Origin of the sequence: Mesorhizobium sp. M1163 (assembly GCF_040318415.1) — a bacterium.
Taxonomy (GTDB): domain Bacteria; phylum Pseudomonadota; class Alphaproteobacteria; order Rhizobiales; family Rhizobiaceae; genus Mesorhizobium.
This window is the reverse complement of record NZ_JAMYMF010000066.1, coordinates 1-16806: the sequence shown is the minus strand read 5'-3', so window position 1 is coordinate 16806 and position 16806 is coordinate 1. Positions and strand designations below refer to the sequence as shown.

Below are 16806 nucleotides of genomic sequence, written 5' to 3'. Positions count from 1 at the left end.
TAAACACGGGGGCTGCGCGGCGGACACGCCGACGTCACAGCTACTGCCACGCCATTTTTGCAGAACTTGACGCACACAACTAATGTAGCGCAATCGGTTCACGATCGACTGAGAACCATGACCGTTCCTCTGCGGTGCTCAGACTGCCGCTGAGTGCCTGGCCGTTCCACTTTCGAAATATTTGTCGAACTTTGCCGCGATGCTCCTGACAAAGGGCCGGCTTTCCGCAGGCACGACGAAGCGGTCACCATCAAGTTCAAGCAACCGCGCAGGATCTTGGAGGGCCGTGGAACTCGCCTTGAGGAGAAGTCTTTGGCCGGCTTCGCCAAAGCGCTCCACCAGCTCAATCGCCGAGAAGGCGAAGTCACACATCAATCGCTCGATGATCCAGCCGCGAACACGGTCGTCGTCGGAAAGCGCGATACCCCGAACAGCGGCCAGCCCGCCATCAGCAACCATGCGTCCATACTCGGCGGTCGAAGGCATATTCTGTGCATAGCCCTGGCGAAACTGGCTGATGGACGATGGGCCGAGGCCGATCAATGTCTCGTAGCAGTCCTCGGTGTAGCCTTGGAAGTTCCGGTGCAAAGTCCCGGCGCGTGCCGCAAGCGCCAGCGCATCGCCCGGCTTGGCGAAATGATCGAGCCCGATTGCTTCGTATCCCTGGTCCATGATCGCCCGCGCTGCCAATTGCGATTGGGCAAACCGCTCCGCCGGACCCGGCAACCAGGCCTTGTCGATCATCGTCTGATGTTTCTTGAACCACGGCACATGGGCGTAGCCAAAAAGCGCGATCCGATCCGGTTCCAGGGTCAGGGCCTGTGCAACCGTGGAGGCGACGCTCTCCCTGGTCTGATGCGGCAGGCCGTAGAGCAGATCGAGATTGACGGATTCGACGCCGCGCGAACGAACGCCATCAACAACTGTCTTGGTCTGCAGAAAGCTCTGCTCGCGGTTGATCGCTTTCTGCACCTTCGGGTCGAAATCCTGGACGCCGAGGCTCGCCCTTGTCATGCCGATTTCGGCAAGTGCATCGAGGCGGGCATCGTCCATATCGTTGGGTTCGATCTCAACGCTGATCATTGCACCGGGGAGAAAGGTGAAGCTGTTGCGCAGGACGGTTCCCAGCGCCACCAGATCCTCCGGTTTGAGCATCGTTGGCGAACCGCCGCCGAAATGGACGGCACGCACGCGGCCCTTGCCTGCGACAAGACTGGAGACGGTTGCGATCTCGGCATGCAGTGAGCGCAGATATGTGGTCACTGGTTCGTAGTGGCGTGTCTGCTTGGTATGGCAAGCGCAGAACCAGCAAAGCTTGTCGCAATACGGGATGTGCAGATAGAGCGAGATCTCATCGCCATCGTTGAGCGCCTGCAGCCAGCCACGACAAATTGCAGCATCAATGCCGGTATGAAAATGCGGCGCTGTCGGATAACTGGTATAGCGCGGGACGTTCTCGCCAAGTCTGGCAGCTAGCTCCAGTCGCATGTCGTGGTCCACCGTGTTTGCGTCGCCGGAACTGTGGATGCTTGGATGAGCCTAAGCCCTGATTTCGATCAACGTTCAGCACGGACAAACTGCCGCAAGGATTTTTCTACCGTCGATTGCTATCCTGCCCGCACTGGACCGGTAGAGCGATCGAATGACATTACGGCAGGACATTCACAGTTCCGGCATTCCCGTTCTTTGCCTGTCTTGCGAGGCACGGCACCGCGGTGTCTGTGGTGCGCTCGAACCAGACCATTTGGCTCAGCTCGCCAAGACGTCGTCGCGGCACAATATCGAGCCGGGGGTCGAACTGATCGGCGACGCCGAGGCGGTCGACTGTTATTCAAACGTGCTTTCAGGCGTGGTGAAGCTCACGAAGAGCCTTTCGGACGGCCGCCAGCAGATCGTCGGTCTCCAGTTCGCGCCGGATTTTCTGGGACGGCCCTTCAAGATGAGAAGCGCGATCAATGCGGAAGCGGCAACAGCTGTCTCGCTATGCTCGTTTCCGAGAGCGGCCATCGAACGGTTGATGAAGGAATCACCGGAATTTGTGCATCGCCTGTTCAAGCAGGCGCTGAACGAACTCGACGAGGCACGCGAATGGATGGTGACTCTGGGGCGCAAGACCGCACCGGAGAAGGTGGCGAGCTTTCTCCTCATGATCGCCCGGAACATCGGTTCCAGTGTTGACCCGGCGGCCAGGTCGGCGTGCTTCGAGCTGCCGATGACGCGTGCCGACATCTCTGATTTCCTTGGAATTACAAACGAGACCGTGAGCCGTCAGCTGACCAGCCTGAGAATGGACGGCGTGATTCGGATCGAGAACAACCGCCGTATCACCGTGGACAGCATGAGCCGGCTGGAACGGCGCTGCGGCGGCCGAGGCGCAACCGCCGTTTGAATGACACCGAAGCTGCATGGCCTACGTCACTTACTTCGTTCGGGGCAGGGCATGCTCGCGTTGGGCGTTAGAAGAAGTCGCATAGCGACAGCCCGCTCTCCATCCGATCGCATGAGCCAGGTGCGTTTCGGCCAACTCGTCGGAGAAGCATCCATCCTCGACGTGCTCGACGTGCAACCGGCTGTTCCAGGCAGGATCGCACTCGGCCGAAGTCAATACGCCTCATACGCAGGGGAAAATCGCCGTCTCCCCGAACCATGAATGTCACGAAGGCAGCGTAACGCTGGCGCTGGCTGTCCCAAGGCATTGAAACGATCGACGTTCGGCAAGGCATCGGCCTACTTTCCAGCGTCACAGAAGGCGCGCTTCCCCACACGCCCGCGATCGCCTCCATACCCGACCCGACCGGGGACGCCGGGCCTGTCCATAAGCGTGGCGGCCGATGCTGCGCTTCCACATTCGATCGCCGCAGTCTGATCGCACCGAACTCGATGCTGCTCGAAGCAAAATCGTGCGGCTCTGACATGGATCAGGGCGAGCAGGCCACGGCTGCGCAATAAGGCACTGCGGTTTGGCGCCCGCCGGAATTGGAAATCGGGGCTTGCGATGAAATTCGGCACAGAGATCGTCCTTCTAAGCCTGTTTGCGTTTGCGGCACTGGTGGCTGCCGGCTTCGGCGTAGATGAACCTTTTCGGCGGCATATGTGGGTTTTGTTCTTCGCCGTGGCTGGCTTCACTGCGATTCTATTGCGCAACACGGAGTTCAAGCCGGCAGTTCCGATCGACCCCGCCGCTTACATGGATGGGCCGATCCGCTACGGCGCCATCGCCACCGTATTCTGGGGCGTCGTCGGCATGCTGGTCGGCGTGGTCATCGCCCTGCAGCTCGCCTACCCGGATCTCAACATCCAGCCCTGGTTCAATTTCGGCCGACTGCGGCCGCTGCACACATCCGGTGTTGTGTTTGCTTTCGGCGGCAACGCGCTGATCTGCACGTCTCTCTATGTGGTGCAGCGCACCTGCCGCGCGCGTCTGTTCGGCGGCGATCTCGCCTGGTTCGTGTTCTGGGGCTATCAGTTGTTCATCGTCATGGCGGCAACCGGCTACCTGCTCGGTATCACCGAGAGCCGCGAATACGCCGAGCCCGAATGGTATGTGGACCTGTGGCTGACCATTGTCTGGGTCGCCTATCTCATCCTGTTCCTCGGCACGATTCTAAAGCGCAAGGAACCGCACATCTATGTCGCCAACTGGTTCTACCTTGCCTTCATCGTGACCATTGCGATGCTGCATGTGATCAACAACCTGTCGATGCCGGTCTCCTTCCTGGGCTCCAAGAGCTATTCAGCCTTCTCCGGCGTACAGGACGCCCTGACGCAATGGTGGTACGGCCACAATGCCGTCGGCTTCTTCCTCACCGCCGGCTTCCTCGGGATGATGTATTATTTCGTGCCCAAGCAGGCCAACCGACCGGTCTATTCCTACCGGCTGTCGATCATCCACTTCTGGGCTTTGATCTTTCTCTACATCTGGGCCGGTCCGCACCACCTCCACTACACCGCCCTGCCGGACTGGGCCCAGACGCTCGGCATGGTGTTCTCGATCATGCTGTGGATGCCGTCATGGGGCGGCATGATAAACGGCGTGATGACGCTCTCGGGCGCCTGGGACAAGCTGCGCACCGACCCGATCATCCGTATGATGGTCATGGCCATCGCCTTCTACGGAATGTCGACTTTCGAAGGCCCGATGATGTCAATCAAGGCCGTCAACTCGCTCTCGCACTACACCGACTGGACCATCGGTCACGTCCATTCGGGCGCGCTCGGATGGGTTGGCATGATCTCGTTCGGCGCGATTTATTTCATGGTCCCGAAGTTATGGAACCGCGACCGGCTTTATTCGCTGCGGCTCGTCAACTGGCACTTCTGGCTGGCGACGCTTGGGATCGTCGTTTACGCCGCGGTGATGTGGGTCTCCGGCGTCATGCAGGGCCTGATGTGGCGCGAATACAACGAGCAGGGCTTCCTGGTCTACTCCTTCGCCGAAACCGTCGCCGCCATGCATCCCTACTACATCATGCGTGCCATCGGCGGCGCGATGTATCTGTCGGGCGCCCTCATCATGGCCTGGAACATCGCCATGACCATCCTCGGCTACCAGCGCGAGGAGGATCCGATGCCGCGCTCCATCCCCGCCCTCCAGCCTGTGCGATCAGGAGCCAGAAAATGGGCTTGATGGACAGACACGCGGTCATCGAGAAGAACGCCACACTTCTTCTCCTCGGGTCCCTGCTGGTCGTAACAATCGGCGGTATCGTCGAGATCGCGCCGCTCTTCTATCTCGACAACACCATCGAGAAGGTGGAAGGCATGCGGCCCTATTCGCCGCTCGAGCTCGTCGGGCGCAACATCTATGTGCGAGAGGGATGCTATCTCTGCCATAGCCAGATGATCAGACCGTTCCGCGACGAGGTCGAGCGCTATGGTCACTACAGTCTGGCGGCCGAGTCGATGTACGATCATCCTTTCCAATGGGGATCGAAGCGCACCGGACCGGACCTCGCCAGGGTTGGCGACCGCTATTCCAATCAATGGCATGTCGAGCACCTTACGGATCCTCGTTCGGTGGTGCCTGAATCAATCATGCCGAGCTATGCGTTCCTGAAAGACACGCCGATCGAGGTGAAGGATTTCTCGACGCATCTGATCGCCAACAGCCGTGTCGGTGTGCCCTATTCAGACGACATGATCGCTCATGCCAATGCCGATCTCATGGCGCAGGCCGATGCGAATGCCGACACATCGGGCCTGGAGAGACGCTATCCGAAAGCCAAGGTTGGGGACTTCGACGGCGATCCGCAGCAGGTCACCGAAATGGATGCGCTGGTCGCCTATCTCCAGATGCTCGGCACGCTGGTCGATTTCAGGACCTATGACGAAGCCGCCGGTTACCGCTGAGGAGAATGGCGATGACCTACAATTTCATGCGGGAGTTTGCCGACAGCTGGGGCCTGCTTGCCATGGCGCTTTTCTTCCTCGGATGCGTTGCATTTGCACTTCGTCCCGGCAGCCGCAGGCAAGCCGAGAGAGCCGCTCACATTCCTCTCAAGGACGACTGATCATGGGCAGCGAGCATATCGACGAGGTTTCGGGCATCTCGACGACCGGCCATGAGTGGGACGGCATCAAGGAACTCAACAACCCGCTTCCGCGCTGGTGGGTCATCACCTTCTACATCACCATTGCCTGGGCGATCGGCTACACCGTCGTCTATCCGGCATGGCCGATGCTGACTTCCGCGACCAGGGGTGTGCTGGGGTATTCGAGCCGCAAAGACGTCGAGAATGAACTGGCGGCGGCCGAAGTGGTCAAGGGCAAATATGTCGCTGCCATTCAGGCGAAGACCGTCTCCGAGATTACTGCCGACGATAGGCTACGCGAATTCGCCGTCGCCGCAGGTGGCGCCGCGTTCAAGGTCAATTGCGTGCAGTGCCATGGCTCGGGCGCTCAAGGGTCCAAGGGTTTTCCCAACCTAAACGACGACGATTGGCTGTGGGGTGGCAACGCCGAACAGATCCAGCAAACGATTGCGCACGGCATCCGCTTCGCATCAGACCCGGATACGGGCCTGTCGGAAATGCCTGCTTTTGGCGACATCATCACGACGGATCAGATCAAGCAGGTCGGCGCCTATGTCGCAAGCCTCTCCGATCCTGTTCAGGACACAAGCCTGATCGAACTCGGCGCCAATGTTTTCGCCGAGAATTGTGCGGCCTGTCATGGTGAGAATGCAAAGGGCAACAGGGAGCTCGGCGCACCCGACCTGACCGACGCGATCTGGCTTTACGGGTCTGGCGAAACAGCCATCGCCGCGCAGGTCCGCGCCCCGAGGCATGGCGTCATGCCGGCCTGGATCGGGCGTCTCGGCGAGATCAAGGTCAAGGAACTCGCGGTCTATGTCCATTCGCTTGGCGGCGGAGAATAGGAACGCAAGCCTATTCTCGTCCTCCCCCCAACCGCCAAGCGACGAGGCCCGGCGCGAGCCGGGCCTCGGCATCATCCAGAAACCGATGGGTCGGGCTTCCGGCGAAATCGTCGCTGGTGACTGGAGCTTCTCGTGCTCGATAACACGCAAATAGAACGGCTCGAAGCCGATGCGGTCAACTCCGCCAAGACCCGTCAGCCGCTCTATGCCGCACGCAAGAAGATCTTCCCGAACCGGGCCTCTGGCAGTTTCCGCCGCTTAAAGTGGTCGGTGATGGCAATCACGCTGGGGATCTACTACCTGACGCCCTGGCTGCGGTGGGATCGCGGGCCATTTGCCCCTGACCAGGCCGTGCTGGTCGATCTTGCCAACCGCCGCTTCTATTTCTTCTTCATCGAGATATGGCCGCAGGAATTCTACTACGTCGCCGGCCTGCTGGTCATGGCCGGTATCGGTCTTTTCCTGATCACATCCACCGTCGGCCGGGCCTGGTGCGGCTATACGTGCCCGCAGACCGTGTGGGTCGATCTGTTTCTGGTCATCGAGCGAGCCATCGAGGGCGACCGCAACGCGCGCATGAAGCTCGATGCCGGGCCCTGGACTGCGCGCAAACTCGTGCTGCGAATATCGAAACACGCCATTTGGCTGATCATAGGCGCGGCGAGCGGCGGCGCCTGGATCTTCTATTTCGCCGATGCGCCGATCTTGCTGGTCGAACTCTTCACCGGCACGGCAGCGCCTGTCGCCTACATCACCGTCGCTGTGCTCACAGCGACGACCTATACGTTCGGCGGGCTGATGCGCGAGCAGGTCTGCACCTATATGTGCCCATGGCCGCGCATCCAGGCGGCCATGCTCGACGAAAGTTCGCTCACCGTCACGTACAATGACTGGCGCGGCGAACCGCGCACGCGTCACACCAAGAGGGTCCTTGCCGCCGGGCAGCCCGTCGGCGACTGCGTCGACTGCAATGCCTGTGTCGCGGTGTGCCCGATGGGGATCGACATTCGTGATGGCCAGCAGCTTGAATGCATCACCTGCGCGCTCTGCATCGATACCTGTGACGGTATCATGGACAAGCTCGGCAGGGAGCGCGAACTGATTTCCTATGCGACGCTGGCCGACTACAACGCCAACATGATGCTGGCGACCCCGGGCGGCTCCGGTTCAGTCAACCCGTCACTGGTCAGGAGCGCTGACGGCCTGTTCTCCGACAAGGTGGCCCGTTTCCATATCCGCAAGATCTTTCGACCGCGCACCTTCATCTACATGGGCGCCTGGTCGGCGGTCGGTCTCGCGCTGCTCTATTCGCTGCTGACTCGCGAACGGCTCGGATTGAATGTCCTGCACGATCGCAACCCGCAGTTCGTGACGCTGTCCGACGGTTCGATCCGCAACGGCTACATCGTCAAGCTGCTCAACATGATCCCCGAACCAAGAACGATCATTGTCACGCTGCAGGGCCTGCATGGAGCCGAAATGAGCGTTGTCGGCATCGACCTGCCGGCGGATCGCTCCTTCGCCATCCCGGTCGAACCCGACCGGCTGAAGATGCTCAAGGTTTTCGTGCGTCAGCCGGCAGATCAGGTTCGGGGTGCAGCGCAAAGCTTCAAGTTCCGGGTCGAAAACAAGGCAACGTTCGACTCGGACGAATACACGGCCACTTTCAACGCACCGGAGAGCGCCAGATGAGCGACACCTCGCGACAATCCCGCGAATTCACCGGCAGGCATATGCTGTTCACCATCCTTGGCTTCTTCGGCGTGGTCATAGCGGTCAATCTGACGATGGCGACGCTCGCCAACACGAGCTGGACCGGCCTTGTCGTCGAAAACACCTATGTGGCGAGCCAGCAATTCAACAAAAAGGCCGAGCAAGGGCGAGCTCAGGCAGCCCTCGGCTGGACTGGCAAACTGACCATCGCAGGCGGTGAGGTCCGCTACAGCCTCACCGATGCTGGCGGCAAGCCGGTTGCCTTGCATGGCGTCAAGGTGCTGTTTCGTCATCCCGCCTACGAGGCCGAGGACAAATCCGTCACTCTTGCCGCTGCCTCCGGCCAAAAATTCGCCGCGCACCACATGCCCAAGGATGGCGTCTGGATCGTCGAAATCGACGCCGATGCGAGCCTTGCGGAACCCTATCGCGACGTTCGCCGGATCAGGATTTCCCACGGGGCGCTGCAATGAGCTGCTGCGCGCCAGGCGCCGAAATGGCATTGGACCTGGAAAAGGTCACACTGGTCCTGCCTTCTGGCGAGGAAATCAGACTGGCGAGCCGCTCGATTGGCGAAAATCTTCGCCAGACCGACCTCTCGGTGCGGGCTGTGCATTGTGCCGCCTGCATCCAGACGATCGAGACGGCGATCGGCAAGCTGGATCGCGTCGAAGGCGCTCGTGTCAATCTTTCGACGAAACGTGTTTCGGTCCGGTGGCGCGGCGAGGAGGTTCCGCCATTCGTCGCCACACTTGGACGGCTGGGCTATGGCGCGCACCTGTTCGATCCCGAGGCTGACGGGAAGGACAAGATGCTCTCGGAACTGATCCGCGCCGTCGCGGTCGCCGGCTTTGCGGCGGGCAACATCATGCTGCTATCAGTCTCCGTCTGGTCCGGCGCGCAAGGCGCGACCCGCGACCTGTTCCATTGGGTCTCGGCCTTGATTGCCATCCCCGCACTCGCCTTCGCCGGCGGCATCTTCTTCAAGTCGGCCTGGAATGCCTTGCGTCACGGCCGCATGAACATGGACGTGCCGATCGCGGTCGGCGTGTCGCTGGCCTATGCGATGAGCCTCTATGAGACGATCACCCATGGCGACCACGCCTATTTCGACGCGTCGGTGTCGCTGCTGTTCTTTCTGCTGATCGGCCGCACGCTGGATCACGTGATGCGGGAACGGGCACGGACGGCCGTGAAAGGCCTGTCACAACTGGCCGCGCGTGGCGCCATGGTGCTGCGCGACGATGGCGCACGCGACTATCTGCCGGTTGGCGAGATCGAACCGGGCATGCTGTTGCTGATCGCGGCCGGCGAAAGGATCCCCGTCGACGGCAAGATCACGCGTGGGACATCGGACGTCGACTGCTCGCTGGTTTCGGGCGAGAGCACGCCCAGAAGCGTGGCGCCAAACGAGGCGATCCAGGCCGGCGTGCTCAACCTTACCGGCCCGCTGACCATCGAGGCGACAGCTGCCGCGAAGGATTCGTTCCTGGCGGAAATGGTTCGGCTGATGGAAGCCGCCGAGGGCGGTCGCGCACATTATCGCCGCATCGCCGATCGCGTTTCAGCACTCTATGCTCCAGTTGTTCATCTCACCGCCTTCGTGACATTCCTTGGCTGGATGGCGGCGACCGGCGACTGGCACCGGGCAATAACAATCGCCATCGCCGTTTTGATCATCACATGCCCGTGCGCGCTCGGTCTCGCCGTGCCGATCGTGCAGGTGGTCGCTGCGCGGCGGCTGTTTGAAAGCGGCGTCATGGTCAAGGACGGCTCCGCCATGGAGCGCCTGGCGGGGATCGACACGGCATTGTTCGACAAAACCGGCACGCTTACGCTCGGACTGCCAAGGCTGATCAATGCGCCGTCGATCGATCCGACGATGCTCGCCATGGCGGCCGAGATGGCAGCGCATTCCCGCCATCCCTTTTCGAAGGCAATCGCTGGCAATGCAGCCTTTGCCGGCCAGCCGAAACTCGCGTCCGTCAGCGAGCATCCGGGCTTCGGCATCGAAGCCATCGCCGAGGGCAGTACCTGGCGGCTGGGTCGCCGCGGATGGGGTGAGTGGAAAGCCCGGACCGGCGGCGAAGGCAAACATGGCTATGGCGGGACGGTCCTGACGAAAGACGGGATCGTTGTCGCGACCTTCAATTTCGAGGATGAGCTGCGTGCCGATGCCAAGGCGGCCATCGAGCAACTGAACGGCGCCGGCGTGTCGGTGGAGATGCTGTCGGGCGACACAGAAGCTGCCTGCGGCGAAGTCGCGGAAGCACTGGGCGTCGAGCGCTTCGTTCCCGCGTTGCTTCCCTCCGGGAAGGTCGAACATATCGAAGCATTGACCAGATCCGGCCACAAGGTCCTGATGGTCGGCGATGGGCTCAACGACACGCCTGCATTGGGCGCCGCACACGTTTCGATCGCTCCGGCCACGGCGGCGGATATCGGTCGCAACGCCGCGGATTTCGTGTTCCTGCGTAAAAGTCTTCTGGCGGTCCCACTTGCTTTAGACATTTCGCGGAAGGCCGGACGGCTGATCCGGCAGAACATCGCCATCGCGATCGTTTACAATGGCATCGCCGTGCCGGTCGCCATTCTGGGGCACGTTACACCACTGATCGCGGCGGTCGCGATGTCCGCCTCGTCCCTCCTGGTCATCGGCAATGCGCTACGTCTGCAAGGTTTCGTGTCAAATGCATCGGTGCAAGATGCCCGACATGACAGGCGCTCGGACATTGGCGCACTGGCACAATCCTCATGACGACGCTCGCCTACCTCATACCTGTGGCCCTGTTCCTCGGAGTGCTTGGGCTGGCGGGGTTCCTGTGGGCCTTGAGGAGCGGCCAATATGAAGATCTCGATGGCGCCGCCGAGCGGATCCTGATCGACCGCGACGAGCCACGCAGTTGACCCAGCCTGCCCTGCGAGGACTCGCTCGAATATTTTCCGCGGTTGCTTCGCGTCATGCCGATTTCGGCGCGCGACGGGTGCGAACGGATCAGCCAGAATACGTTGCCGAACTTTCGGCCAGGAAAGGGCCGCACCGAACGGGAAGCCGGCCATTCCATGATGACCTGACCAGACCATGGTGTGGCGATCGACCAGTCGACCGTGAACCCGCCGTTGCCGCGTTTATCGAGCCTGGTTGATCCACATCAGGGTTATCTCTTCATAGGCATGGTTTCATTGAGCATTTTTGAACGGAGAACGGATGTCTAACGGACGGTTAGGTCGCGTGGAGACGCTTGGGGAGATGAGCCGCAAACCGTGGATCGATTGCGATGCGTTCCAGTGCCCTTCGTCGCAGATAGCCGACGCAATGGCGGCACGCTGATGGCCGGCTCTGTCGATAGATTCGACATCATTGTCGTCGGAGCCGGGCCGGTCGGACTTTCCTTCGCCGCATCGCTTGCCCAGAGCCGACTCAAGGTGGCAGTGGTTGAACGGCAGTCACTCGAAACCCTGGCGAAACCGGCTTTCGACGGTCGCGAGATCGCGCTGACCCACGCTTCGGTTGGAATCCTTCGCGAGCTCGGCGCCTGGGATATCATCCCCGCTTCGGACAAATCACCACTTCAAGGCGCGCGTGTGCTCAACGGATCGAGCCCTTTCGCCCTGTGCTTCGATTCTCCCAGCGGATCTGGGGAACCACTCGGAATTCTGGTCCCAAATTGTCGGATCCGCGACGCCCTGTTCAAGATTGTCCACTTCCAGGGTCATGCCCAGCTGCTGTGCGGCCACTCGGTCGTCAATGCAACAACCAGCCACAAAGAAGCAGTCATAAAGCTCTGTGATGGCAGGCAATTGGCCGCTCGGCTGCTCGTTGCAGCGGATTCGCGTCTGTCCGCGACGCGCGACCTGCTCGGCATTGGGGCCGACATCAATCGGCTTGGCAACTCCATGCTGATTTGCCGGGTGAGGCACGAGCGCGCCCATCACCAGATCGCGGTCGAATGGTTCGATCACCATCAGACGATAGCGATGTTGCCGCTCATGGAAGGCGTGTCGTCGCTGCTTCTCACGTTGCGCTCAAACGAGGCCGACAGACTGCTTGCTCTCGACGACGATTTGTTCCTGATGGAATCGACGAGCCGGTGTCGAGGACGCCTCGGAAAGATGACCTTGGCAAGCACCCGCCATGCCTATCCGCTGGTCACGACCTGGGCGCACAAGTTCTGGGCTCCGAGTGCGGCACTGATCGGCGATGCTGCCCTCGGCATGCACCCGGTGACCGCGCATGGCTTCAACATCGGCCTCAGCGGCCAGAAGCAACTCGCCGATGGAATCCTGGCGGCATGTCGTGAGCGCCGCGACATTGCTGATCCCGACATGCTCGGCAGATACGAAAGGCGGCTGCGTCTGTCGGCGGCACCGCTCTATCATGCTACGAATGTACTTGTCGCTCTCTACTCAGGCGAGCACCCGACGGCACGGCTTGCAAGACATGCGGGGCTTCGCTTTGCCCAATATCTTCCCTTTATCCGCCATGGCATTTCGGCCATGCTCAGGCGGTGAATCGCAGGCAGCGCTGCCGCTCTGGAACGCTATCTCGGCCCGGCTTCCTTTTGTCTCGCCGGGCGCGTTTGATGCCGTTCGTAAGGCTGCTTCCATGGTGACGATGCCGATCCTGGGATGGTTCGGATCAAGGCATAGCACGGTCAAGATCTCGATGGTCAGCCGGCAATCCTAACAGCAGACGTGCGACCCGGAGCCATGGTGAGCGCACTGGTTACCCCCGCTGGATAGTTAACCCGTCCTTCAGTGGGCTTGCGTAAGCTTGTCGTCGCGAACAACGATGGGAGCAAGCCGGTCCGTCCATGGCCCCGAAGAATGAAGACACGCTGGAGGCCAAAATCCGTCAGGATCAGCTTGCTGACCTGAGGACCGGCCTCTTCGTGTCGATGCCGATAAGCGCTATCCTGTCAGGCCTGATTTGGGCGGTGCACGCCCTTTCTGGCAGCGGCTTTGCCGCTGCAATCTGGTTCCTGGTCGTCAATGCGATAAATGCCGCCCGCCTTGCACTCGCGCGTTATCAGCTAAAGGAAACAGGGCGCCATGACAATTTCGTGGGGGTTTTGCCGCGGCTTCGCTGGTTTGGCATCCTTGCTCTTCTGGCAGGGTTTGCCTGGTCCTTCCTGGCCGTCCTGACTGTTGGATACACGACACCTCAAGCACCGCTGCATCTGGTCATTCTGGCGGGCATTTCAGCTGGTGCGGTTACATACGGCAGTTCGTATGCCGCGGCGGCGACCAACTTCATCACACCTCCGCTCCTCATCACGGTGGGTTGCCTTTTGGCGAAAGGCAATTTTGAAGACTACATTCTGGCTTTTACCGTTCTGCTCTTCATGGGCGGCTTGGTTCGAGCTTCGTTTGTTGGGCAAGCACGGTTCCGCGAAGCGAGCCGCCTGAGGCATGAGGCCGAGCGGCTTGCGGCGGAGATGAAGGCCAGTTCCAGGCAGGACCACCTGACGGCCCTTCTCAACAGGCGTGGCCTCGAACACGCTATCGGACGGTTCGAGACCGCGGATAGCCCCTTCGTGGCAATGCTGATTGATCTGGACGGGTTCAAATCCGTCAACGATACCTACGGTCACAGGACCGGTGATGAACTGCTTGTCAGGATCGCCCGCCGCATAGAGGAGGAAGCACCGGAAGGCTCAACGCTCGCTCGTATCGGCGGCGATGAATTCGTGCTGTTTTTTCCCTCAACGAGGGTTTCGCTTTCTGCCAGTGATCTCGCCTCCAATATCATAGCCAAAATTGCCCGCCCCTATATCGAGGTCGCGTCCGTCCGGGTCGGGGCATCAATAGGAATATATCTGGCGGAAAGCCCGGGCCTGACCGAAATGTTGTTGCGGGCGGATATCGCCCTTTATACGGCCAAGCGTCGTGGCAGGAACGAATTTTGCCTGTTCGATGCCGAACTCGACAGGGAACTGCAACGCCGCCAGTCCGTCGAACGGGACCTTCATTCGGCGATAAAGACGAGAAGCTTGCAACCTTGGTTCCAGCCGATCGTGAAACTCGACACCGAGGCCGTGGTCGGTTTTGAAGCCTTGCTGAGGTGGTCCCATCCGACTCATGGTGCCATCTCTCCACCCGAAATCATCACAGCTGCACGCGAAACCGGTATGCTTCAGCTGCTGACGCAAACCGTATTCGCCGACTGTTGTGCTTTTATCGACGGCTTGGTGAAAGCTGACTGTCGTGATCTCCGTGTGGCGATGAATGTTTCACCGCGCGAACTGGAAGCCGGCGATATCGACGACATGGTTCTGGATGGTCTGGCGGCAAGAGCTCTGCCTGCAACAATGTTCGAGATCGAGATTACCGAAGAATCCCCGGTGGACCCGGACAGAGTGGATGAAAAGCTCGGACGGCTTTCACATGCCGGCATTTCCATCGCGCTCGATGACTTCGGCACCGGCTTTTCCACGTTGGCATCGCTCAAGGACAGTCGGATACGCAAGGTGAAAATAGACCAGGGCTTCATTCGCGGCTTGGCCAAATCCCGAGAGGACCGACTGCTTGTCAAATCGGTCATCGATCTCGGTAACATGCTCGGGATCGAGGTCATGGCCGAGGGCGTCGAAACAGAGGCGGATCGGCAAACCCTGCACAAGCTTGGCTGCAGGACCGCTCAGGGCTTCCTGTTCTCGAAGGCGGTGCCTCTGAGCCAAGCACTAGAAATGGCAGTCAAACAGCACGCGAACCAGTTGTGACCGCTCCAGCCGCGCTGTCTCTCGCGGCCGTGCGCTCATGAATGGCGGGTATCTGAACTTCCTTGTTTGAAGAGCATGACAATCCGTGCTGTGCGTCAGCCGGCGAACAGTTCCTTGTAGCCAGTCGTCACCATCCAGTTCGCCCGGTCGATATGGCTGCGAAGAGCCTTGCGGGCGCGGACCGGTTCAAGGGCCGGGTCGATGCCGAGAATGAGATCAGCCATCTCCTCTTCGCTGGCATTGTCGGCGCAGGCATCCAGGATCCTCAGGTAGATCGTGAAATGCTCCCTGTCGTAGCTCGTGAGGTTCTCCGACCAGGGGACTTCGTCGCACAGAGTTGAGTTTCGAGTCTCATCTGTTCCCATTGATCGATTCATGCCTGCGAACCTCGCCTGTTGAGCGCCCGCAGCATATCCCAAAATGGGATAATCCGAAACCGGGATTAGTCGCTGATCCGGTCTTTACCCGACCGGTTCGCCTACATGCCCAAGTCTCTTCGATCGCCCCGCCACCAGCGGTTTCTGGCCCAGCTGGTTTCCCTGCGCAAGGCCAAAGGCCTGACTCAGGCGCAGGTGGCCGAGAAGCTTGATCGTCCCCAATCCTTCGTGGCCAAGTACGAGGGTGGAGAGCGTCGTCTCGACGTCATCGAGTTTCTCGACTTAACTGCGGCGCTTGACGCTGATCCGTGCGAGATTCTGTCCAGCCTGCGGTCCTAACGGGCGCCCGCGCGCCTAACGGCTCGCGCCGGTGCTGTGAACCGAGCGCGCTTTTCTTCGGCAAGCTGCCATTCCGCTGCGGGTGGTCTTTACCAGGCCATGCCGATGTAGGATGATAATCCTAGGTGGGGCGATTCCTCAACGGAGATCGCAATGGCTAGGACCAAACTTTCCAAGCAGCTTTCACAGGCTGAAATCGAGCGCTTTCTGGCGGAGGCGGAACGGCTGCACAAGAGCATCGTCCAGCCGCTTCTATCACCTAGCAGCAACCATTACCTGGCTCTCCAACGCACCCATGACGCGCTGTTAAAGACGGTGAAGGATATCACGGGTAAGGATGCGCCGTTCATTCAATGGTTCGGAACAGGGCCGGTGAATTAGACCAGACTTATAGACTCCAGGCTGCAAACGTCGCATTCTCTCTTCGGGGAGAAGGGGCGTGGGCAACCATCGCTATCAAGACAATCGGTACAACCGTCGCAGGTATGGCGAGCGCCATCGTTCGAAGGACGTTCCGTTGTGGGCAAAGATCGTTGCTGGTGGAACAATCCTGGCTGGCTTTCTTGCCTTCGAAATCGGCCCTGCCGCTGTCGGCTGCAACATCAAAGCCAATATCAGCTACAACACGGGCGAGCGAATCTATCATGTTCCCGGACAGGAATATTACTGGGAGACGCGCATCAACCTGTTGAAAGGCGAGCGCTGGTTTTGTTCGGAGGAAGCCGCGCGCAAGGCTGGGTGGCGGAAGTCTCGGGTCTGAGCGTCCGTGGTAAATGCTTGCGAAAATGCTGCATCGCACATGTTTTCGGTGCAGCATTCATTTGAAGTATTTATCGCGATCCGTTCGAAAAATCTGTCCAGCCTGCCGTCCTGGCGGGCGCCCGCGCGCCTGACGACGCGCACCAGGTGCTCGTGAACCGAGCCCGCTTTTCTTCGGCAAGCTCAGGCGGTCTCGGCCATTCGGCTTCGCCCCTTGGCGTGGGCAGCCCTTCGGGCTGAGACGGCCGCCGCCCTTGCGGGCGGCGGGGTTTGTCTGTTGGCCTTTCCCGGTGGCGCGGGGTGGGCGGCACTCCCTTCTAGGCCCGCCGCGGCAGCCCGCAACCCTCGCGTGCCGCTCAGGGTCCTCCTCTTCGTTCCGGTCCTTCGGATGCGGTCCGCCTCCCACGGCGGGCCTTTCCGGTCGCGACTCGCCGCCCACCCCGCTCACATGGGGACTTTGTCGTCAAGGCTATCTTCGCATATCACCTCAATGCGTTTGTGATCCAAGGTCCGAGCCTGT

Annotated in this window: 16 protein-coding genes; 14 read left to right on the top strand and 2 right to left on the bottom strand. The window is 60.4% G+C overall.

The window, feature by feature from the left end; translation table 11 throughout:
- Positions 1–138: 138 nt before the first annotated feature.
- Positions 139–1488 carry an oxygen-independent coproporphyrinogen III oxidase gene (hemN, locus tag NKH43_RS33660; protein ID WP_352725290.1) on the bottom strand — a complete coding sequence of 450 codons (1350 nt, stop codon included), beginning with the start codon at positions 1486–1488 and terminating at the stop codon, positions 139–141.
- A 154-nt stretch (positions 1489–1642) separates the two neighbouring features.
- Here hemN and NKH43_RS33655 point away from each other — a divergent pair, with 154 nt between their 5' ends.
- The 11 genes from NKH43_RS33655 to NKH43_RS33605 all read left to right on the top strand — a co-directional run bounded on the left by NKH43_RS33655 (position 1643) and on the right by NKH43_RS33605 (position 14811).
- Positions 1643–2389 carry a Crp/Fnr family transcriptional regulator gene (locus tag NKH43_RS33655; RefSeq protein ID WP_352757217.1) on the top strand — a complete coding sequence of 249 codons (747 nt, stop codon included), beginning with the start codon at positions 1643–1645 and terminating at the stop codon, positions 2387–2389.
- A 606-nt stretch (positions 2390–2995) separates the two neighbouring features.
- Positions 2996–4627 carry a cytochrome-c oxidase, cbb3-type subunit I gene (gene ccoN / locus NKH43_RS33650; protein ID WP_352757218.1) on the top strand — a complete coding sequence of 544 codons (1632 nt, stop codon included), beginning with the start codon at positions 2996–2998 and terminating at the stop codon, positions 4625–4627.
- Complete coding sequence (gene ccoO / locus NKH43_RS33645; RefSeq protein WP_352842617.1) at positions 4618–5349, top strand: cytochrome-c oxidase, cbb3-type subunit II; 732 nt, start codon at positions 4618–4620, stop codon at positions 5347–5349. Before ccoN ends, ccoO begins: the two co-directional genes overlap by 10 nt.
- Positions 5350–5360: 11 nt before the next feature.
- Positions 5361–5510: a cbb3-type cytochrome c oxidase subunit 3 gene (locus tag NKH43_RS33640; protein ID WP_023679629.1), complete on the top strand. Its 150-nt coding sequence runs from the start codon at positions 5361–5363 to the stop codon at positions 5508–5510.
- Positions 5511–5512: 2 nt separating this feature from the next.
- Entirely contained in the window at positions 5513–6376 is an 864-nt protein-coding gene (gene ccoP, locus NKH43_RS33635; protein ID WP_352861797.1) for a cytochrome-c oxidase, cbb3-type subunit III, read from the top strand.
- A gap of 132 nt (positions 6377–6508) precedes the next feature.
- The gene (gene ccoG / locus NKH43_RS33630) at positions 6509–8068 is read left to right on the top strand and encodes a cytochrome c oxidase accessory protein CcoG (protein ID WP_352861796.1); all 1560 of its coding nucleotides are present in this window, start codon (positions 6509–6511) and stop codon (positions 8066–8068) included.
- On the top strand, positions 8065–8562 hold the full coding sequence (locus NKH43_RS33625; RefSeq protein WP_352861792.1) for a FixH family protein: 498 nt from the start codon (positions 8065–8067) through the stop codon (positions 8560–8562). The genes ccoG and NKH43_RS33625 overlap by 4 nt, the downstream gene beginning before the upstream one ends.
- Positions 8559–10847 (top strand): cation-translocating P-type ATPase, encoded by a 2289-nt coding sequence (locus NKH43_RS33620; protein ID WP_352861790.1) that lies wholly within the window; start codon positions 8559–8561, stop codon positions 10845–10847. The genes NKH43_RS33625 and NKH43_RS33620 overlap by 4 nt, the downstream gene beginning before the upstream one ends.
- The gene (gene ccoS, locus NKH43_RS33615; protein WP_352861789.1) at positions 10844–10996 is read left to right on the top strand and encodes a cbb3-type cytochrome oxidase assembly protein CcoS; all 153 of its coding nucleotides are present in this window, start codon (positions 10844–10846) and stop codon (positions 10994–10996) included. The genes NKH43_RS33620 and ccoS overlap by 4 nt, the downstream gene beginning before the upstream one ends.
- Before the next feature lie 423 nt (positions 10997–11419).
- A complete protein-coding gene (gene ubiM / locus NKH43_RS33610) occupies positions 11420–12601 on the top strand; it encodes a 5-demethoxyubiquinol-8 5-hydroxylase UbiM (RefSeq protein WP_352861798.1) in 1182 nt (393 codons plus the stop codon).
- Between the two features lie 302 nt (positions 12602–12903).
- Positions 12904–14811 carry a putative bifunctional diguanylate cyclase/phosphodiesterase gene (locus tag NKH43_RS33605; protein ID WP_352861788.1) on the top strand — a complete coding sequence of 636 codons (1908 nt, stop codon included), beginning with the start codon at positions 12904–12906 and terminating at the stop codon, positions 14809–14811.
- A gap of 95 nt (positions 14812–14906) precedes the next feature.
- On the opposite strand, the gene NKH43_RS33600 is transcribed toward NKH43_RS33605, so the two are convergent.
- A complete protein-coding gene (locus NKH43_RS33600; protein WP_023722036.1) occupies positions 14907–15176 on the bottom strand; it encodes a DNA -binding domain-containing protein in 270 nt (89 codons plus the stop codon).
- Positions 15177–15293: 117 nt separating this feature from the next.
- On the opposite strand from NKH43_RS33600, the gene NKH43_RS33595 reads away from it, so the two are divergent.
- From NKH43_RS33595 to NKH43_RS33585, 3 genes are all read left to right on the top strand, one after another.
- Positions 15294–15527, top strand: coding sequence for a helix-turn-helix domain-containing protein (locus NKH43_RS33595; RefSeq protein ID WP_023679646.1), 234 nt, complete (start codon positions 15294–15296; stop codon positions 15525–15527).
- Between the two features lie 153 nt (positions 15528–15680).
- A complete protein-coding gene (locus NKH43_RS33590) occupies positions 15681–15908 on the top strand; it encodes a hypothetical protein (protein WP_352788687.1) in 228 nt (75 codons plus the stop codon).
- Positions 15909–15966: 58 nt separating this feature from the next.
- Positions 15967–16287, top strand: coding sequence for a sunset domain-containing protein (locus NKH43_RS33585; RefSeq protein ID WP_352529543.1), 321 nt, complete (start codon positions 15967–15969; stop codon positions 16285–16287).
- Positions 16288–16806 lie beyond the last annotated feature (519 nt).